At 54.7% G+C, this 15,638-nt stretch carries 16 protein-coding genes; 1 reads left to right on the top strand and 15 read right to left on the bottom strand.

What is annotated here, in order from left to right:
• The first annotated feature begins 54 nt into the window (after nucleotides 1–54).
• Nucleotides 55–138 (top strand): tail fiber assembly protein, encoded by an 84-nt coding sequence (locus HV352_RS13895; protein WP_306299935.1) that lies wholly within the window; start codon nucleotides 55–57, stop codon nucleotides 136–138.
• On the opposite strand, the gene HV352_RS13900 is transcribed toward HV352_RS13895, so the two are convergent.
• The 15 genes from HV352_RS13900 to HV352_RS13970 all read right to left on the bottom strand — a co-directional run bounded on the left by HV352_RS13900 (nucleotide 110) and on the right by HV352_RS13970 (nucleotide 15,592).
• Nucleotides 110–691 carry a tail fiber assembly protein gene (locus HV352_RS13900; RefSeq protein ID WP_075847165.1) on the bottom strand — a complete coding sequence of 194 codons (582 nt, stop codon included), beginning with the start codon at nucleotides 689–691 and terminating at the stop codon, nucleotides 110–112. The two genes, HV352_RS13895 and HV352_RS13900, sit on opposite strands and share 29 nt — an antisense overlap.
• On the bottom strand, nucleotides 691–3,438 hold the full coding sequence (locus tag HV352_RS13905; protein ID WP_075847163.1) for a prophage tail fiber N-terminal domain-containing protein: 2,748 nt from the start codon (nucleotides 3,436–3,438) through the stop codon (nucleotides 691–693). Before HV352_RS13905 ends, HV352_RS13900 begins: the two co-directional genes overlap by 1 nt.
• Nucleotides 3,439–3,506: 68 nt before the next feature.
• A complete protein-coding gene (locus HV352_RS13910; protein WP_087050944.1) occupies nucleotides 3,507–6,887 on the bottom strand; it encodes a host specificity protein J in 3,381 nt (1,126 codons plus the stop codon).
• Nucleotides 6,888–6,958: 71 nt separating this feature from the next.
• Nucleotides 6,959–7,636: a tail assembly protein gene (locus HV352_RS13915; protein WP_049268765.1), complete on the bottom strand. Its 678-nt coding sequence runs from the start codon at nucleotides 7,634–7,636 to the stop codon at nucleotides 6,959–6,961.
• The gene (locus HV352_RS13920; RefSeq protein WP_075847159.1) at nucleotides 7,534–8,268 is read right to left on the bottom strand and encodes a C40 family peptidase; all 735 of its coding nucleotides are present in this window, start codon (nucleotides 8,266–8,268) and stop codon (nucleotides 7,534–7,536) included. The genes HV352_RS13915 and HV352_RS13920 overlap by 103 nt, the downstream gene beginning before the upstream one ends.
• A gap of 11 nt (nucleotides 8,269–8,279) precedes the next feature.
• Complete coding sequence (locus HV352_RS13925; RefSeq protein WP_016152743.1) at nucleotides 8,280–8,975, bottom strand: phage minor tail protein L; 696 nt, start codon at nucleotides 8,973–8,975, stop codon at nucleotides 8,280–8,282.
• An 8-nt stretch (nucleotides 8,976–8,983) separates the two neighbouring features.
• Nucleotides 8,984–9,283, bottom strand: a complete 300-nt coding sequence (locus HV352_RS13930) for a phage tail protein (protein ID WP_049268767.1) — start codon at nucleotides 9,281–9,283, stop codon at nucleotides 8,984–8,986.
• Between the two features lie 33 nt (nucleotides 9,284–9,316).
• Complete coding sequence (locus HV352_RS13935; protein ID WP_137366890.1) at nucleotides 9,317–12,619, bottom strand: phage tail tape measure protein; 3,303 nt, start codon at nucleotides 12,617–12,619, stop codon at nucleotides 9,317–9,319.
• A gap of 250 nt (nucleotides 12,620–12,869) precedes the next feature.
• Complete coding sequence (locus HV352_RS13940; protein WP_075847155.1) at nucleotides 12,870–13,232, bottom strand: phage tail protein; 363 nt, start codon at nucleotides 13,230–13,232, stop codon at nucleotides 12,870–12,872.
• A 62-nt stretch (nucleotides 13,233–13,294) separates the two neighbouring features.
• The gene (locus HV352_RS13945) at nucleotides 13,295–13,777 is read right to left on the bottom strand and encodes a hypothetical protein (RefSeq protein ID WP_003832379.1); all 483 of its coding nucleotides are present in this window, start codon (nucleotides 13,775–13,777) and stop codon (nucleotides 13,295–13,297) included.
• Nucleotides 13,778–13,810: 33 nt separating this feature from the next.
• Nucleotides 13,811–14,215: an HK97-gp10 family putative phage morphogenesis protein gene (locus tag HV352_RS13950; RefSeq protein ID WP_016152739.1), complete on the bottom strand. Its 405-nt coding sequence runs from the start codon at nucleotides 14,213–14,215 to the stop codon at nucleotides 13,811–13,813.
• Nucleotides 14,212–14,601, bottom strand: a complete 390-nt coding sequence (locus HV352_RS13955) for a hypothetical protein (protein ID WP_016152738.1) — start codon at nucleotides 14,599–14,601, stop codon at nucleotides 14,212–14,214. Before HV352_RS13955 ends, HV352_RS13950 begins: the two co-directional genes overlap by 4 nt.
• Nucleotides 14,570–14,920, bottom strand: a complete 351-nt coding sequence (locus HV352_RS13960; protein WP_016152737.1) for a phage head closure protein — start codon at nucleotides 14,918–14,920, stop codon at nucleotides 14,570–14,572. The genes HV352_RS13955 and HV352_RS13960 overlap by 32 nt, the downstream gene beginning before the upstream one ends.
• A complete protein-coding gene (locus HV352_RS13965) occupies nucleotides 14,917–15,234 on the bottom strand; it encodes a head-tail connector protein (protein WP_016152736.1) in 318 nt (105 codons plus the stop codon). Before HV352_RS13965 ends, HV352_RS13960 begins: the two co-directional genes overlap by 4 nt.
• Nucleotides 15,215–15,592: a hypothetical protein gene (locus HV352_RS13970; RefSeq protein WP_016152735.1), complete on the bottom strand. Its 378-nt coding sequence runs from the start codon at nucleotides 15,590–15,592 to the stop codon at nucleotides 15,215–15,217. The genes HV352_RS13965 and HV352_RS13970 overlap by 20 nt, the downstream gene beginning before the upstream one ends.
• Nucleotides 15,593–15,638 lie beyond the last annotated feature (46 nt).

A 15,638-nucleotide genomic window follows, 5' to 3' on the forward strand; every position in this document is an offset into this window, starting at 1 on the left:
TCTTGCACAAAAGACATCGATATATCAGCCAGCGAGGAAACAGAACTGGCGGCGTTGCGAAGCTATCGAACTGAGTTACGTCGCATCGATTTGTCTTCCGCCCCTGATATTAACTGGCCTGAATATTCGGTTGAGTAGGCCATTCTGGATTTGAGGTATCTACCCGGTTAAGCAAGACACGGTATTTCTTCCACTCCAGTAAAAGTGCGGTTTCAACCTTCGTTGCCATGCCCAGATCAACAGCATCCTGTAAGGGGGCTATAGCGGATGTTGCGACCGCCAGAAGATTTATTTTTTCCTGTTCGGCCAGCATCAGAAGATGTTTATTTTCCGCATCGGTATCGTGGACCCACTGTGCTCCATCCCACTTAACAAAATGGCCTTCCGGCGCGACGGAAACAACATCGTCAGGTAACTTACCTAACTGGTCAATCGTGGTAGCTTTCCCGGTTTGAATGTCGTAGACAATTTTCCCGCGATGGTCCTCAACCAGTGACCATTTTTCTGACTTAAGATTAAATACAGCGACAAAACCGGCCTTCGCTGGCGGCGGAGAAATATTGGTACTGTAAGCAGGTAATCCGGTATTAGCAGGGATAAACCCTTCACATTTCCCAATATATTCATTTGTATCTGCACGAAGATTGTAGAGAGTAATAGTCCGATTTTCTCCGGTCATTTCAAAAGTCATCAGGCAAGCCTCACAATATAGTTAAACGCAATATTTTTGACAGTGTTTTCCGCGTTACCAGTAGCGTTAACAGTGACGGAGTGTCCGTGTGAACCAATAGCAATGGAGTGTGCATGAGCGCCAATTGCAACAGAGTGCGCATGGTTACCCGTAGTGTTTGTGACGCCAGACCAGGTTCTGGAAGCGTTAAAGTTTACAGGAACACCATAAGTAAAATTAGAACCTGTAAAACTTTTAGCCGCTGTAGAGCCACCAAGTGTAAATGTTCCACTTGCTGTATAGAAGCTACTATTATCACTTCTGAAGTAACCGAGAGTACCAGTAATTTCCATAGTACCTCTGTTGTGGTTATGGTCACCGGTAGTGTTTGAAGTCTTAGTGCCGTAATCAAACGATGATGTGGTTTTAGTTCCCAAATCCGTACTGGATGCGCTGGCTCCGTGGGTATGCGATATAACACCATCCTGTTCATATGAAAGTGCCGCACGACCGTTCGGTTTACCCTTAATCGTCTGGCCTCGCATATCCGGGATAACACCCGATGGATACGCAATCGCAAGCAATGGATAGGCTGCTTTATCGAAAGGTTGCCCCTGCATTAAAGCATACCCTTGCGGAGTTGTATCAGACGGCCAGGGAATAGGTGCGCCGACCGGAAAAGAATCATCAGGTACCCAGGGAGTCCATGCCTGCGTTGAATGCTTGCTACGTGTATAACTGCGGGATGAATTGTACACGCGGTAAATCTGTGTCACTCCGGCGCTTCTCAGTACCATCAGAGAACCTGCATTATTCTCCGGGTAATTCAGTGCCGTACTGGTATTAACATTCATATCCTGAGCATACAGCCCCGGCGTCTGGAAATTGTCCAGATTTTGGTCTGCACCAATCATCAAGACTTGCCCGTTAAAAATATCCTGTGAGGTGATGTAAATATCATCTGTAAGCGCTTTTTCGTTTACTCTGCGCGTTGAAGGCACCGCGCCAGCTGCTAAATTTATCGTTTCTACCAAACCAAGGTATGTGATAATTTCATTTATTGAGTTTTTAGCAATCAACCCACGCCCGGTCGTCGTCAGATCCGTCAACATCAACGTATTTTTACTGCTAAAAAATGGCAATTTACTTCCGGAGGTAGACAGCCCGGACAGCGACGTCAGTATTTCATTTAGCGGCTGTTTACCCGCTAACGCATTGAGCATCGTGGTTGCAAAATTAGGATCATTTCCTAATGCCTGCGCTAACTCAGCCAGCGTATCCAGAGCTTCAGGGGATGAGCCAACTAATGCAGCAACCGCAGCCTGAACGTACTCGGTATTCGCAATCTGTTTGTTACTGACACTTAATGGCGGCGTGGGGGCAGTTGGAGTCCCTGTCAGATCCGGACTGTCCAGTGGGGCCTTCTGGTTTGCCAGGTCTTTGACTTTTTTAACGGCTTTCGGTGTCGCTGCATAGGCTTCACTGTCGCTGTCGTCATCGCTGCTTAACTGCACAAGCCCTTTCTGCGTGGTGCTGGCGTCTCCTGGCTTCAGACTTTCAGCAATATCCCTCGCTTCATCACGGTATCCCTGTGAGGCTACTGCCGCGCTTTCAGCGCCAGCCATTGCGGCTTCGGCGCGCTGAGTATCATCAGCTACAGCAGCTTTCAGTTGCTCCGAAACCTTGCCTGCGGCTTTCTCCGCAGCGTCTGTCGCCGCTGTTTCAGCGGCCTCCACTGCCTCGTTCCGGGAAGTCAGCGCCTCATCTCTGGCCTGTTCTGCACGGGTGACACTCTCAGCGGCTGCATTTTTCTGTTTCTCAGCCTTTTCGGCTGACTGCAGGGCTGATGCATCACTGGAAGATGCCGATTCTGCACTGGCTGATGCCGCAGCCTCTGATTTAGCAGCCTTTTCGCTGTACTCCCTGGCATGCTGTTCACTTAGCACTGCAGCTGCCGCGCTGTTATCACCCTGTTCTGCCGCCTGCGTGGCCGTAAGGGCGCTTTCACGCGCTGAAATTTCAGATGCGGCTGCATTACCGGCATGTTCACCCGCTGTTTGTGCTGCTGCAGCAGCACTTCCGGCACTTCCTGCTGCTGACTGTGCCGAAACTCCCGCTTCCTCCTGCGCTTTCTGTACCGTATCGGCGGCGATTTTTGCCTGTCCGGCCTGCTCCGTCGCTGTCTGTGCAGACTTTGCCGCACTGTCCGCATCCGCTGCACAGGCCAGAACGTCCTGCGCGGTCTGTCGGGCATTATCATCAGCAGAGCGGGCAGACACATCAGCAGCATCTGCAGAGCGTGCTGCCTGCTTCTGTGACTCTGCTGCAGCCGTTGCAGAAAGGGCTGCCGAATCCTTACTTTGTTCCGCTGACTGTGCGGCCTGTTCGGCGCGTTCCCGATCCTTTTCTGTTGCACCGCTCAAATCCACTACACGGTTTACCATTTCTTCAAAGCGTTTCATCACCCCCGGGCGCAGATCTGCATCTTTTGGTGCATCGAGAAACGCATTCAGGGTATCCGGCGCATCAGTCGGGGCCACGTAAATGTCGCCAGCCACAGAGGGCGGAAACCCTTCCCGCATCAGTGACACACTGTAATAACCCGGTTCAGCCTCAATGCTGTAGTGGCCGTTCGCGTCTGTAACAGTGGATGAAATCACCTCCACAACAACGGTCGGGCTGGTTTTCTTCGCATTCAGCTGAATAGTGCAACCCTGTACCGGTTTCCCCGCCCCGTCTTTAAATACGCCAGAAATTTGTACTGACATATGTCATTACCTCTTGTTTTCAGCAATAAAAAAGCGCCCATTCAGGCGCTCGTTTCTGGATTCAGGTATCAGTAAATGCTGATCCCCGTGCTGTTCTTCTTCACCACCATGACCAGCAGGTTGCTGATATCAGCCCAGGCCCCGCCGCCATACCCCCTGGATGAAACCGTGAAGCTCAGCGTCACATTTCCACCTCCGGCTGGCATATCAAGAACCCTGCTGAATGATCTCGCTGTAATCGCGGGTTCTGCGTTGTATATCTCTCTGCCGTTGTGCTTCACCACAAGCCCACAGTCTGTCCATATCTCGTTGCTTGTCTCTGATTTTGCCTTTCCTCCTGCAAAGGTGATGGGGGGAATGATTATCTGCCTGTCAAAATGGTGGTCATCCTGTATCTGAACCGTGAGGGTCCCATTCGGGTAATTAGCGCTTCCGGGGAAAGCCCGCCCGACGGCTTTAACGATATCGCCGACAATATTCTCTGCCCGCATTGTCCCGTTAATGGTGCAGTTTTCCGCTATCGTCACATTATTGAGGGTGCCGGAATTCGCGCTGATATTACCGCTGATATCCGCATTACGGGCAGTCAGCCTGCCGTCAGGCGTCAGCATAAAGGTCGGCGGGTTCCCGCCACTGGTGATGCTCGGGGCCGTCAGATATTTGAGGAACACCTCGTTCATAAATATCTGGTTGCCCTGCGCCACAAACATCGGAGTTTCATTGCCGTTCGCCGGGTTGATAAACGCGATACGGTCAGCCGCCACCAGGAACTGGCTCAGCTTACCTTCTTCCGTATCCTCCATGCTCAGGCCCAGACCAGCCACATAGTGCTTCCCGTCTTCGGTCTGTTCTATCTTCACGCCCCACATGGCATTCCACTTGCCGTTCGCGTCCTGCCACTCTTCCGAAAACTGATCCAGCCGGCTGGCGTTGTCTTCTGTCAGTTCCACCTTCTCCAGCAGTTCTTTGCCGAGGTGGCTTTCGGTGATTTCCCCTTTGAAGAAGTCCAGATAGCCCGCCGCATCGTTGCTGGCCTGGCCTTTAGCCTCCACGAACGCCGATTTCCCGACCTGGTTCACGGCACGGATATAGAAGTAATAGTCTTTACCTGGTTTGATACTCGCGTTTGCCGCAATCCAGTACAGCGCCGTGCCGAGATAACGCGCATCGCTTTCCACCTGGCGGATATCGGTTATCTGCGTATCCGTAAACCAGAATTCATACTGCACCGTGGGGTCATATACCGCCTGACGCGGGGTGGCGGTTATCTGGAAATAGCCGGGAATCAGCTCAACATAAGACGGTACAGCCGGCGCGGCGATACTGAAATCTGTGCTGGCAGGCTCACCCTGCTGGCCCTGGGTGTTCACCGCCCGCACCGTCAGGGTGTAGCGCCCCGGCGTCAGGTTGCGGAAGGTGTGCTCCGTTTCGGTCAGGGTCAGGCTGCTGGCCAGGCGGTCGCTGTTATCTTCCGCTTTCACCGTCAGGCGCAGGAAGAAGTTAACGCCTTTCACCACGCGCGGCGTGTCCCAGCGCGCCCGCGCCTGATACTGCCCGTCCTCTGCCAGAATCTCCGTGGTGAGATGCTGCACAGCGGGTGGTGTGTTCGTGACACCTGTGCCGGGCAACGGGTCAAACTTCGCACCGTTGTCCACGATGCTCTCTTTCTCCGGAACATGCTGCACGGCGGTGATGGCATACGTCCCGTCATCATTCTCCCGTATGGCCACGCAGCGAAACAGGCGCTGGCGCAGGTCCGGCAGTTTCAGCCCCCACACGCTGTACGCCGCCACGCCATCGGGTAACTGGCTGACGGTCACGCGGTCCGGGGCCGGATGTGCAGTGACCGCGACGGTAACAGGCTGGCCATCGCTGCCCACCAGGTTCAGCACCACATTGCCGCCTGGCGGTATTTCCACCTCGCGGTCCAGGGTGAGCGTACGGGACAGGCTGTCGACCGACAGAACGCGTCCGCCCACGGTCACGCCGGCATAATCACTGTCGCAGACCTCAATGATATCGCCGGGAACATGTCGCAGTCCTTCGGCCCCCACGGAAAAATCCACCGTCTGCGTTTCCAGCAATTCGGTGGTGATGGCCCACAGTCCGGCGCGGTGCGCCTGCCCCCGGCTGGTACAGGCGAACGCGTCCATCTTCAGGACGTTGCGACCGTAGCGCCGGATGGCAGCGTCGTTTTCCACCAGTTCGGTGGACGTTTCCCAGCCGTTGTTCGGGTCGGTGTAACGGACCTCGGCGGCATTATGGCGCTCTTTCAGGGCGCTGAAGCTGTAGATGAACGGCGCACCGTCAGCGGGCATCACCACATTACTCTGCGTATAGGTCCAGACTTTATCGGCGGGCCGGTCCTGTACAAAGGTCAGGGTATTGCCGTTCCAGACCGGCATGCAGCGCATCAGGGAACAGAAGTCCCCCAGCACGTCCCACGCTTTACGCTGGTCCGTCAGATACGCATTGCAGGTGATACGCGGCTCTGTCCCGCCAAAACCGTCTGGAACAAGCCGATCGCAGTACTGTGCAATGGCATACAGCGCCCACTTGTCCACATCGGCAACACCGATGCGGCTTCCCATGCCATAGCGCGGGTGGGTCAGCATATCCAGCACACACCAGGCCGGATTATCTGTCCAGGCGGGTTTAAACGTCCCGTCCCACAGCCCGGAATACGTCCGTTTTACCGGATCATAATTCGACGGCACCTGTACGATGCGCCCGCGCAGGAGATAGTTTCGCGTGACCTGTTGGCTGCCAAACTGCTCCGCGTCCACTTTTACCCCGATAACGGCGGTATTCGGATAGAGTTGTTTTACATCAATGATTTCGGTATAGCCCGACCACACCGTTTTGTTCTGCAGCAGGTCTGTCGTACTGTCATCAGTGATACGTTGCATGCGGACTTCAAACGGCCGGGGCGGCAAATCATCGATCACCACAGATGCCAGAAACTGCGTGGTTGTTTTACCTGTAATGGTGATATCCCGTTCCGTTCGCCACAGCCCGTCCCGGCGAAACTGGATCAGCATCTGTACGCTGGTCGGGTTGCGGTCGCCTTTGGTACTGGTACTGACCAGAGACTGCACACCAAAGGTAAAACGCAGACGGTCCACCGTTTTAGCGGTAATGGTGCGGGTCACCGGCTCTGACTTCTTCACCTCCACACCCAGCAGGGTTTCAGCACCGGAGTCTTCGAATCCCTCCATCGCGGTCTGCTCATCCTCCCCCACGCGGTAAACCACGGTGACACCGTGAACCATCGCATTACCGTCGCTGTCGAGGACCGGCGTTTTGTTAATTCTGACACTTTTCAGCCCGTCCACCGGACCTTCAATCGGCCCCTCGCAGATGGCATCAACAACGGTCAGCATCTGGCTGGATTTCAGGTCGTCAGGAGCCTCATGCGGCGTTTTACTGCTGCCACCACCCTTCCCCATAATCTGTTCCCTCTGAAACGACAAAACCGCCCGAAGGCGGTTCTGTTTTAATATAAATATGCTGCAGTAAATCAGCGACCGATGATCACCACCTGCCCGCCGCCGCCCTCATCCCGTGTGCTTATTTCCTGGGAGATCGTGCGGGAGCCGACCAGCATTTCACCGTACAACACCGGCAGGGCATTCCCCTGCGCCACCATGTTGTCCAGTGACGAAAAATAAGTGTTCTGTTTGCCGTTATCGGTCTGCCGGGACGAGGGGATTTTTGCCTGCGGCGTCAGCATCTGCGCCACACCACCCAGCATCATGGCTGCCCCCATAGAAAACAGAACTGAGGATACCGAAATACCACCGGCAGATAACGCAGCCCCCCAGGCTGCCATTGAAGCGCCTGCCGTAAAAAAGGACGCGCCTATTGCCACAGCACCCAGCACGACCTGAAACAGGCCACCGGATTTTGCCCCTGCCATACGCGGGACAATATGAATAATGGCCCCGTCCGGCAGCGGTTCATGCAGACGGGCTGACACGCTGGTTTCATCCACATCCTGACCGGCGATGCGTATCTGATACCAGCCATCATTCATTTTCTGCCGGAAGCCCGGAACCTGTATGGCCAGCGCGTAAATGGCCTCGGCCCCCGTTTTTATACTGAGGCTGAAGCGGCGGCCAAATCGTTGTAAATCCCCGTGAAGGCAGAGTCGTGCCATGCCCGGTGTCGCCATATCGAGTGTGTGCGGCGTTGCCATTTTTCAGAATACCTCTCGCGTTTACTGAGCTGGTCAGGAATATGGTGCAGCAGTTCGCCGTCGCCGCAGTAAATCGCGGCATGGTTGGCAACTGATGAACCAAAACAACAAATCAGAATGTCTCCGGGCTGTGCCTCTTCAGCATTCACCCGATAAAAACCTGTCGCCTCCAGATTATCCAGATACAGATTCTCGCCCTGCTTCCACCAGTCCTCCCCCCGCGCAAAATCCGGCATCTCAATACCCGCCAGATGGTACGCATCTCGGAACAGGGTGTAACAGTCCGTCCCCCCGTGCTCAAATGCCCGCCCGGTGAGGAATGGCATGCAGCGAAATTTGTATATCCGGTCATCGCAGACCAGCCACCACGGCAGGCCACTTTGCACCTGCAGGCGGCGATCAACATCGCTGAGAAACGGCTGGCCATCGGGATGGCTGTGTACCAGGGCCACCACATCGCCTGCCGCCTGCGCCTGAAGGTAATCTGCCGGATCCATGCGGAAATACAGAGTCGGTTCAGCGGAAAGATTCTGGCAGGGAAAATACCGCTCCCCTGCGGGCGTGTTCACCACCCAGCCACACGATTCAGCCGGCGCGCATGCTGCAGCATGCGCCAGGAGTGTTTTTTTCATGGGTGTATCCATCAGGAAAGACGGTTAATGGAGAGGAAACAGCCGATGCGCGGCAGGTTATTACGCAGCTCGCAGCCGGTACGGCATTTGCTGCAGGCATCTTTTGCAGGGTCTGTCGTGGGTTTATCAAACTCGTCCGCCACAGGTGGCCCGACATAGCCACACTCCTGCGAACGGTAGGTCCAGTTGCAGACATCAGCCAGCATGATCCGCGACGGATACACGCTACCGTCCGTTTCGGTCGGTGTGGCCAGCACGAAGGTCGCCGTGGTGGCTTTCAGCTCCGACAGTTGTTCAATCACCCAGCGGCTGACCACTTCCTGTTCCGGATCAGCCTCCGGATTGCCGCCTGTAAAGTTCACCGCATCGAGAAAACGGGCGTATACCACGCGCCTTACCACCGTGGCCCCGACGAGGCTCTGCACATCCTCCGCGAGTCCCGTGACCATGCCAAACAGGTTCGACACCGCCAGCGTCGGTCGGGAAGACGTCCCTTTCCCTACCAGATCAAATCCGGTTCCCTGTATCGGGTAAACGTCATACTTCCTGCCCTGCCAGGTGACCGGCTCTCCCTTCTCGTTTAGTTCATTTGAAAAGTAGTAACGCTGGCCACCAAAGGCCGTCAGGTCGATTACCCACAAGTCAATGCGGGCAGACTGCTCGGTTTTCGTGGTTTCGTTGAGGGTGTTCTGAGGAATATCCTGCATAAGGATCCTTAAGCAATAACCTGCTCAAATTTACAGCTGAAATCAGAATACGTGACGTTGTCCGTAACAGACCATTCCCGGCAGACAACTTTAATCGTGCGGTTGTATTTTGGCGGTCGCCACAGAAAGGCTTTATATCCCCCGTGCTCGACCAGAAACGCTTCAAGTGCGGTGCGGGAATTGTCCGACGTTGTCCGGAAAACAGGCTGGAAGTTAATTAACTGATGGTTGAGTCCGGTCGGGCGACGTTGCTCATAGCCATCCCCAAATTTTATGGTTGTCACTGAAGGGGAAACAGAAGACGGCATCCCCTCCCTGGGTGCCCAATGAAAGGTTTTCACTTATCCTCCCGCCAGCATGCCGCCATCGCGGCCCTGAGTTCTCAGGATGCTCATGACGCGCGTATCGATCATTCTGACCAGCATCTGCGATGCCTGCGGCCCTATCTCCCCGTTTTGTCCGTCATTCTGGATGGCAATGTGATACACAGGTGAATAAGTAATCCACCCATTCATACCACCACCAGAGGAACCCGGGTCACCCAGCGCCCTGACGCCCAGCGTACCGTCAGGCGTTTTAGCAAGGGGCATAATGGCTTCCGGACCAGCTTCACCAAACACACCTGCCCCCTTTGCAAAAGCAAACAGGGTCGGGCTGTCATAGATGCCGTTACTGTAGGCACTTAATGAAGGTGAGTCATAAACACCGCCCTTCGCATTAAAACTAAAACTGCTGCCAAAACTGCTGATGGCCGTGCCGGTACTCGCGGTGGCTGCACCACCCAAAAGACTGCCGCCGATACCCATAATGGATTTCAGAATGGTGTTAGTAATCAGCGCCTGCGCTGCCATATCGACAAGGTTTTTAATCACCGACTGTGTCAGGGAGGAAAATAACCCAATCATCCCGTCCCGGAGTGTCTGTGTACCGTTCAGCATCCCGGTCAGCATGTTGGAGGTTCGCTCCTGGGTGGTTTCCATCAGGCCAATGGCGAGGCTGTTCAGGTTTCCCTGCGACTTATAAAGCTCCACCGCCGTCTGGTACTGCGCATCAGCGGAATCCTTGTCAGCCTTTTGCTTCAGCAGTTCGTACTGTTCTTTATTGATAACATCGTTCTGATAAAAAGCCTGCAGCAAAGACTGACGCTCGGCCAGTTGATTGCGCAGTTCTGCCAGCGGATCAACCGTGCCGGCGATATCAATCAGAGGGGCAGACATTGCCGCTGCCTGTGCCTGTAACAGTTCGCGGGCTGTACTTTGTGCCAGCGTGATTCTGGCCGTCTGGTATTCCTTTTCATCCAGAAGACGGGCATCCAGGAGCGACTTCAGCTCCTGGCTCGCTTCGCGCTCTTTTGTCAGAGAGGCTCTGGCCGGCGCATACTGTTCTGCCAGTTCGAGGCGCTGTTTCTGATAATTTTCAGCATTCAGTAGCAACGTCTTCTGAATATCAGCCTCGCTGGCCCCGTCAGCGCGGGCGGCTTCAAGGAGTTTTCTGGCGCTTTCCTGCTCCTGCAGGTTGATTCGTCCGAGACTTGAGGCATGCGCCGCTTCGATTTCACGCCGCAGTTGCTCATAATGGTTAACCTTCGCCTTTTGCCCCTTACCAGTATCCCCGCCTTCCCCGGTCCAGGGGGTATCGGGTTTATCGCTCCCTGTTTCATTCCTTGGTTTATCCGGCTTCGGCGAGGGATCGGTTTTCCCTGATTTAGCCTGCTCTATGGCCTCTTTGACAATTTTTTGCCGTTCCTTGAGGAGTTTTAACCCTTGTTCAACGGCATCCAGATCCCCTTTGTAGCGGGTTTTATCGTTCTGTACGCCTTTAAGCTGTCCGAACGGGTCGAAGCCGCTCAATCCATCGATACGGCTGTCCGCATCCTGAATTTCCTTAATCAGTTTATTTCGCTGAATAACCTGATTCTCAAACTGTTCATCAATATCCAGCTGTTTCACGTTGAGCTGGTTAAGCGACAGTTTTTTTAGTTCTTCATTCGTTTCAACGACAGCATTTTTCAGGTCAATCGCTGACTGACGGGCATTCTTCGCCTGATTATGGAAATAGAGCAACGCCGAACCTGCCAGCATCGCCGCTCCCACCGGACCGCCAACAAGTGCCAGCGCCCCTCTTGCCATACCTACTGCTGCAGAGGCTGCGCGGGCTGAAACGGAAAGCTGTTTATTGGCAGCATTCAGCTGGCTCTTTGCCTGGGTGGAGAGCAGTGTCTGCTCGGTTTCCTGCCGGATTAAGCGGTTAAACTCACTCTGATAACTGACGTTAAGGCCAAATTGTCTGGCACTTTTCTCCATTTCCCGATAACGCCCGAATTCTGCGTTATTCTGTGCCAGCGTGGCGGCGGTACTTTCCAGCGTTTTTCGCGCCATATCGGCCTGCGCCATCGCGCTGGCCCTGACTGCCTGCTGCTGCTCCACCCAGGCACCGATGTTGCCCCTGATACCTGCCGTCAGTTTTGTCGCCAGAACAGGAATCAGCGTATACAGCGCAACGTTGGCGACCGTATTAAAATTATCCGTCAGGCCATTAATGGCATCGGTAACGGTCTGAACACCACTGCGCAGCGGGCCGTTTCCGCTCTGTCCCACCTTAATAATCAGGCCTTCAAAAGCCGAAGTCAGGCTGAGAAGATCGCCGTTGAGGTTATTTACCCTGATTTCGGCCTGCTCATGTGCGGTCTGTGTACCGGTCAGGGCGGCGGTCAGCGACTCCACCTTCTCGCGGTTCTGCACCAGGATGGATGCCGCGCTGAGGTTTTCCACCCCGAACAGCTTCACGGCCTGCTTTGTTGACTGGTTTTTCCCGGCCAGGTTCTCCAGTGCCTGACTCAGCCCGACAACAGAAGGCTTCAGGGTTTTATCGGTTCCCTTCTCCAGATTCAGGATCACGTTACGCAGCGCGGTTCCGGCCTCGCCGCCTTTAACCTCACGCTCCGCCAGTACCTGTATGGCGGCATTGAGGGTTTCAAAACCTACGCCAGCCTGTGCCGCTGCCACCCCGCCATTTTTAATAGCAGCAGCAGTATCGGCTATCTCCGACGAACCAAATTTCGCGCCGGCAGCCAGCACATTGATATACCGGTCGGCTTCACTGGCTCCCGCCCCAAACTGGTTTAACGACAGCGCCAGCGTTCGGGTGGCATCCGGAAGCGTGGTCCCTGCCGCCTGGGCCAGCGTTAACGCGCTTTTGGTCGCCGCCGTCAGCCCCGCAGAGGTACTCAGCAGTTCAGGCTTTGCCGAAGCCATCAGCTTAATGGCCTCGGCAGCCTGCGATGCGCTGTATTCCGTTGTGCGGCCCATTTCCTGCGCTGCCTGATCGTACAGTTTCATCTGCGCACTGGTGGCACCGGTGATGGCCTGCAAATCCGACAGGGACTGGCTGTACTGCCGCGTAGTGTTAATAATGGTGCCCAGCGATAAACCCGCCCCGGCAAAACCTGCCAGCCTGCCAGCCAGCCCTGATACCGAAGCAGAAACACGCTTATAGGCATCCTCCGTCTTTTTCGCATCAGCCTGGGCATTGCGGTTAAACTGGCGTGACTGACTCTCAGCGCTGCCGTAGGCGCTCATCAGCTGCGATTTAAAGTTCGCTGCATTCAGATGCAGCCCAACGGCAAGAGAGGCAACGTCACCCATTACATTAATACCTTCATAACTGCCGCACACTGCGCATCCAGACTCGGATTCACGGCGGCGGTGGGGGATTTAACAGGGGGCGGATTACTGTCAGGCTCTTCCCGGCAAGGCTTTTTGAAAATGCCCTGTTTGAGGAAGAAAGCCCGCCAGTGGAAAAGCGTGTCAGCCGGAAGCGCCGCAATTTTTGACGGGTCAGGCTCGCCCCAGCGGTCGGCCAGCCAGAAAATCAGCTCCAGCCAGGGCGAGTCACTCAGTTTTTTTCGGCGGTTTCCAGCTTACCGATGGCGTGCTTTTTCACTTTGTCGATGGCATCCAGAAGCACAACGTTATCGTGTGCCGCCAGCAGCTCCTTCGCCGTGGGTTTGTCTTTGGCTTTAATCGGCGAGCCGTCAGGCTGAACCAGGCTGTCGATAACAATCTGTACGCTCAGCTCAGACGCCAGGCGGGCATTGCCAGAGGTCTGCGCCTCGATGAGTGCATCTTCATGATCAATAAGCTCAGCCGCCGTCAGCCGACGCAGGTAAACCTTTGTGCCTAAAATTTCAGTTTCAGTAGGCGTGGATTTCGTTTTGAGCAGTGCATTTTTCAGTGCGGAGAGGCTAAATTCAGACATGGTGTATCCTGTTTTTCAGACGAAAAAAAACCGCCCGGAGGCGGTGTATATCGGGAAACAGATTACGCTCCGGCATCTGGTGCCGGCGCGGCGATCCCCCATTTAATGTTGTTTTGCTTACCCTGCACCGTAATCTGGATAACTTCACTGGCAGGCGCTGTGATTTCGTTCATCTGCCAGCCTGAAAGCGCAAGGATCATTGAAGCCGTTCTTTTGTTCGGCAGCTCAATATAAAACTGAACGGTCTTACGCTGTTCTGCAGCATTGAGGAACGCGGTGAAATCTTCGTTTTCCGGGTCGTCAATGAATCCCAGCGATTTCTCCGGCCCTTCCGGCAGGTCTGACACCGACTGCTTACTCTTGTCCAGCAGGGTGGTACAGTCGACAAATCCTCCCGTCTGACCTGTCGCGCCCAGTGCCTTACAGTTAATCAGGGGTTTGAGCGCCGCCACAGCGGCCCCCACCTCGCCGAACTTCACCACCGTCCCGGCAGGAAGCATTGCGTACTCAGGGGATGATTTTGGCGTGTTATTTTCATCAGCCATAATGATTCTCTCTTAAATAGTGGGCAGCGGTTGCTACCTGTTCTGAATACCATTGCGGATTTCAACGGTCAGAATGCGCAGAACCTGCCGGACGTTGTAATCCAGTGCCGGACGGATGAATGGATCGGCAACCTGTTTCACCGTACCGAACTCTTGGGCCAGCGCTTTCATGTAATGCTTCTTGCTGGGGCCAACCCGAAGGGTGACCACCGTATTTCCGCGACCTTTCCGCGTGGATGAGCGAATTTTGATGGAATCACGCATATGCTGCTCTGCAGAGGATGCATCGTCGAAGCCGGCATGTTGTTTCATGTCGTCTTCAACCACTTTCAGCGCCTCACGCCCCGCGTCACGTAACACCTTCGTGCCGACCTTTTCACCGAGTGCGATAAGCTGCCGCTCCAGCTCGTCCAGCCCTTTTACGTCCATAGTGATCATGGTGAGGCATCCCGGTAGTGAAAGGTGAAATCCCGGACGAGCCGGTACTGAATATTGCCGCTGGTCAGTACCGATTTACTCTGCTGTATTCCACCCCGGACCACATTCTGCACGGGAAAGCCCTCCAGCTGGCCATGCACGATAGCGGTCCATTCCGCGCTGATTTTCTTATCCAGCTGTAACAGGCGGGTGTAGTCATTAAGCAGATAAATCGCTATCTGGAAGCGACCCGCAATCAAGCCTGTGCGCAACAGTCCGGCGTACAGCTCCGGATCGGAGATACACTGGTAAGTAATTCCCTCCTGCAGCTCATCAGGCAGGAGCAGAGGGTAAACATCCAGCCCGGTCAGGCGTTCAAGTGCTGCCTTTAATGCCAGCTCGATCATGACGTGCGTCTGCCTCCCCTGTGATGATGATGCGGTCCGCAAGACGTTCGACGTTACGAACGGTATAAACCCGGTCAGACGTCGTTATTTTCCAGTCGATATCAATATTCAGGTTCGGATGAGTGGTAAAAAGACACGTTTCAACAACCTGTTGTTGATCCAGTGTGCGGATCTTTCTGCCCGAGACCAGCTCGCGCTTCGCCCAGGCTTTCCCGGTCGTGACCAGTTGCTCCGGCAGCTGTTCACCCAGCGGTCCCCGACCGGATTGCATATACCCAATCGAAAGACGGCAGGTCATCTCTTCCGGCTTCAGGCTCATACGGTGTTCTCCTGCAACGGGAAAAGAAGATGCCGGACCGGAGCCGTCTCCAGCCACTGACCGGTGAAACCATTCAGATACGCATCCCCGACCAGATACTGCATGGCCAGCTGGATATCTTCATCCGCCACAAAACCGCGTACACCTTCCGGCAGCGCCTGCAGTTCGTCGTCGCTTCCCACCAGTTTGCAGTAGTAGTCACGTTCAATACTCTTCTGCGCAGCCGCCACCATTTTAGTGAGCATGCCGTCATGCTCCGTGAAATCCGGCTCCAGACGGAGCTGGGTTTTCACGTCATCCAATGTCAGTATCATGGTCATCGGCTCCCTTGCGGGGACTCAGCGCCTTTTCCGCATCTTCTGGCCATACCGCAATATGGCGTTCAACCAGTTTTTCTGCGTACTCAGTATCAAAACAGGCCGTATCACCGCGTGAATAACGATGATAGGGTCCCAGGAAAAAAACCGCTTTCCGCATCACTTCTGCTCCCGTCAGGACCGTGGCCCCGTTTGTTTCACTTCCGGTCAGATCAACACCTGTATCACCTGAACCCGCTGCAGTATTCTGACCGTCATCCCCGTCCACTGTATTTTCCGGCGTCAGTTCATCCGGCTTTTTCACATCACCGGCTGCAACCGCCGCTGCCGCTGCTTTTGCCGCTTTCGTCGTCATCGTTTTGCTCCTGAAAAGAAAAAACCCGCTGCTGCGGGCTTGGGGA

It is taken from the genome of Citrobacter sp. RHBSTW-01044, from assembly GCF_013781945.1.
Classification (GTDB): Bacteria; Pseudomonadota; Gammaproteobacteria; order Enterobacterales; family Enterobacteriaceae; genus Citrobacter; species Citrobacter braakii.

What these genes read in the sequence shown, in the direction of transcription:
- HV352_RS13970 (WP_016152735.1), bottom strand. Translation starts at nt 15,592, where the DNA reads ATGACGACGAAAGCGGCAAAAGCAGCGGCAGCGGCGGTTGCAGCCGGT.
- HV352_RS13925 (WP_016152743.1), bottom strand. Translation starts at nt 8,975, where the DNA reads ATGCAGGATATTCCTCAGAACACCCTCAACGAAACCACGAAAACCGAG.
- HV352_RS13900 (WP_075847165.1), bottom strand. Translation starts at nt 691, where the DNA reads ATGACTTTTGAAATGACCGGAGAAAATCGGACTATTACTCTCTACAAT.
- HV352_RS13965 (WP_016152736.1), bottom strand. Translation starts at nt 15,234, where the DNA reads ATGATACTGACATTGGATGACGTGAAAACCCAGCTCCGTCTGGAGCCG.
- HV352_RS13960 (WP_016152737.1), bottom strand. Translation starts at nt 14,920, where the DNA reads ATGAGCCTGAAGCCGGAAGAGATGACCTGCCGTCTTTCGATTGGGTAT.
- HV352_RS13910 (WP_087050944.1), bottom strand. Translation starts at nt 6,887, where the DNA reads ATGGGGAAGGGTGGTGGCAGCAGTAAAACGCCGCATGAGGCTCCTGAC.
- HV352_RS13905 (WP_075847163.1), bottom strand. Translation starts at nt 3,438, where the DNA reads ATGTCAGTACAAATTTCTGGCGTATTTAAAGACGGGGCGGGGAAACCG.
- HV352_RS13955 (WP_016152738.1), bottom strand. Translation starts at nt 14,601, where the DNA reads ATGATCGAGCTGGCATTAAAGGCAGCACTTGAACGCCTGACCGGGCTG.
- HV352_RS13950 (WP_016152739.1), bottom strand. Translation starts at nt 14,215, where the DNA reads ATGATCACTATGGACGTAAAAGGGCTGGACGAGCTGGAGCGGCAGCTT.
- HV352_RS13945 (WP_003832379.1), bottom strand. Translation starts at nt 13,777, where the DNA reads ATGGCTGATGAAAATAACACGCCAAAATCATCCCCTGAGTACGCAATG.
- HV352_RS13930 (WP_049268767.1), bottom strand. Translation starts at nt 9,283, where the DNA reads ATGCCGTCTTCTGTTTCCCCTTCAGTGACAACCATAAAATTTGGGGAT.
- HV352_RS13915 (WP_049268765.1), bottom strand. Translation starts at nt 7,636, where the DNA reads ATGGCAACGCCGCACACACTCGATATGGCGACACCGGGCATGGCACGA.
- HV352_RS13935 (WP_137366890.1), bottom strand. Translation starts at nt 12,619, where the DNA reads ATGGGTGACGTTGCCTCTCTTGCCGTTGGGCTGCATCTGAATGCAGCG.
- HV352_RS13920 (WP_075847159.1), bottom strand. Translation starts at nt 8,268, where the DNA reads ATGAAAAAAACACTCCTGGCGCATGCTGCAGCATGCGCGCCGGCTGAA.
- HV352_RS13940 (WP_075847155.1), bottom strand. Translation starts at nt 13,232, where the DNA reads ATGTCTGAATTTAGCCTCTCCGCACTGAAAAATGCACTGCTCAAAACG.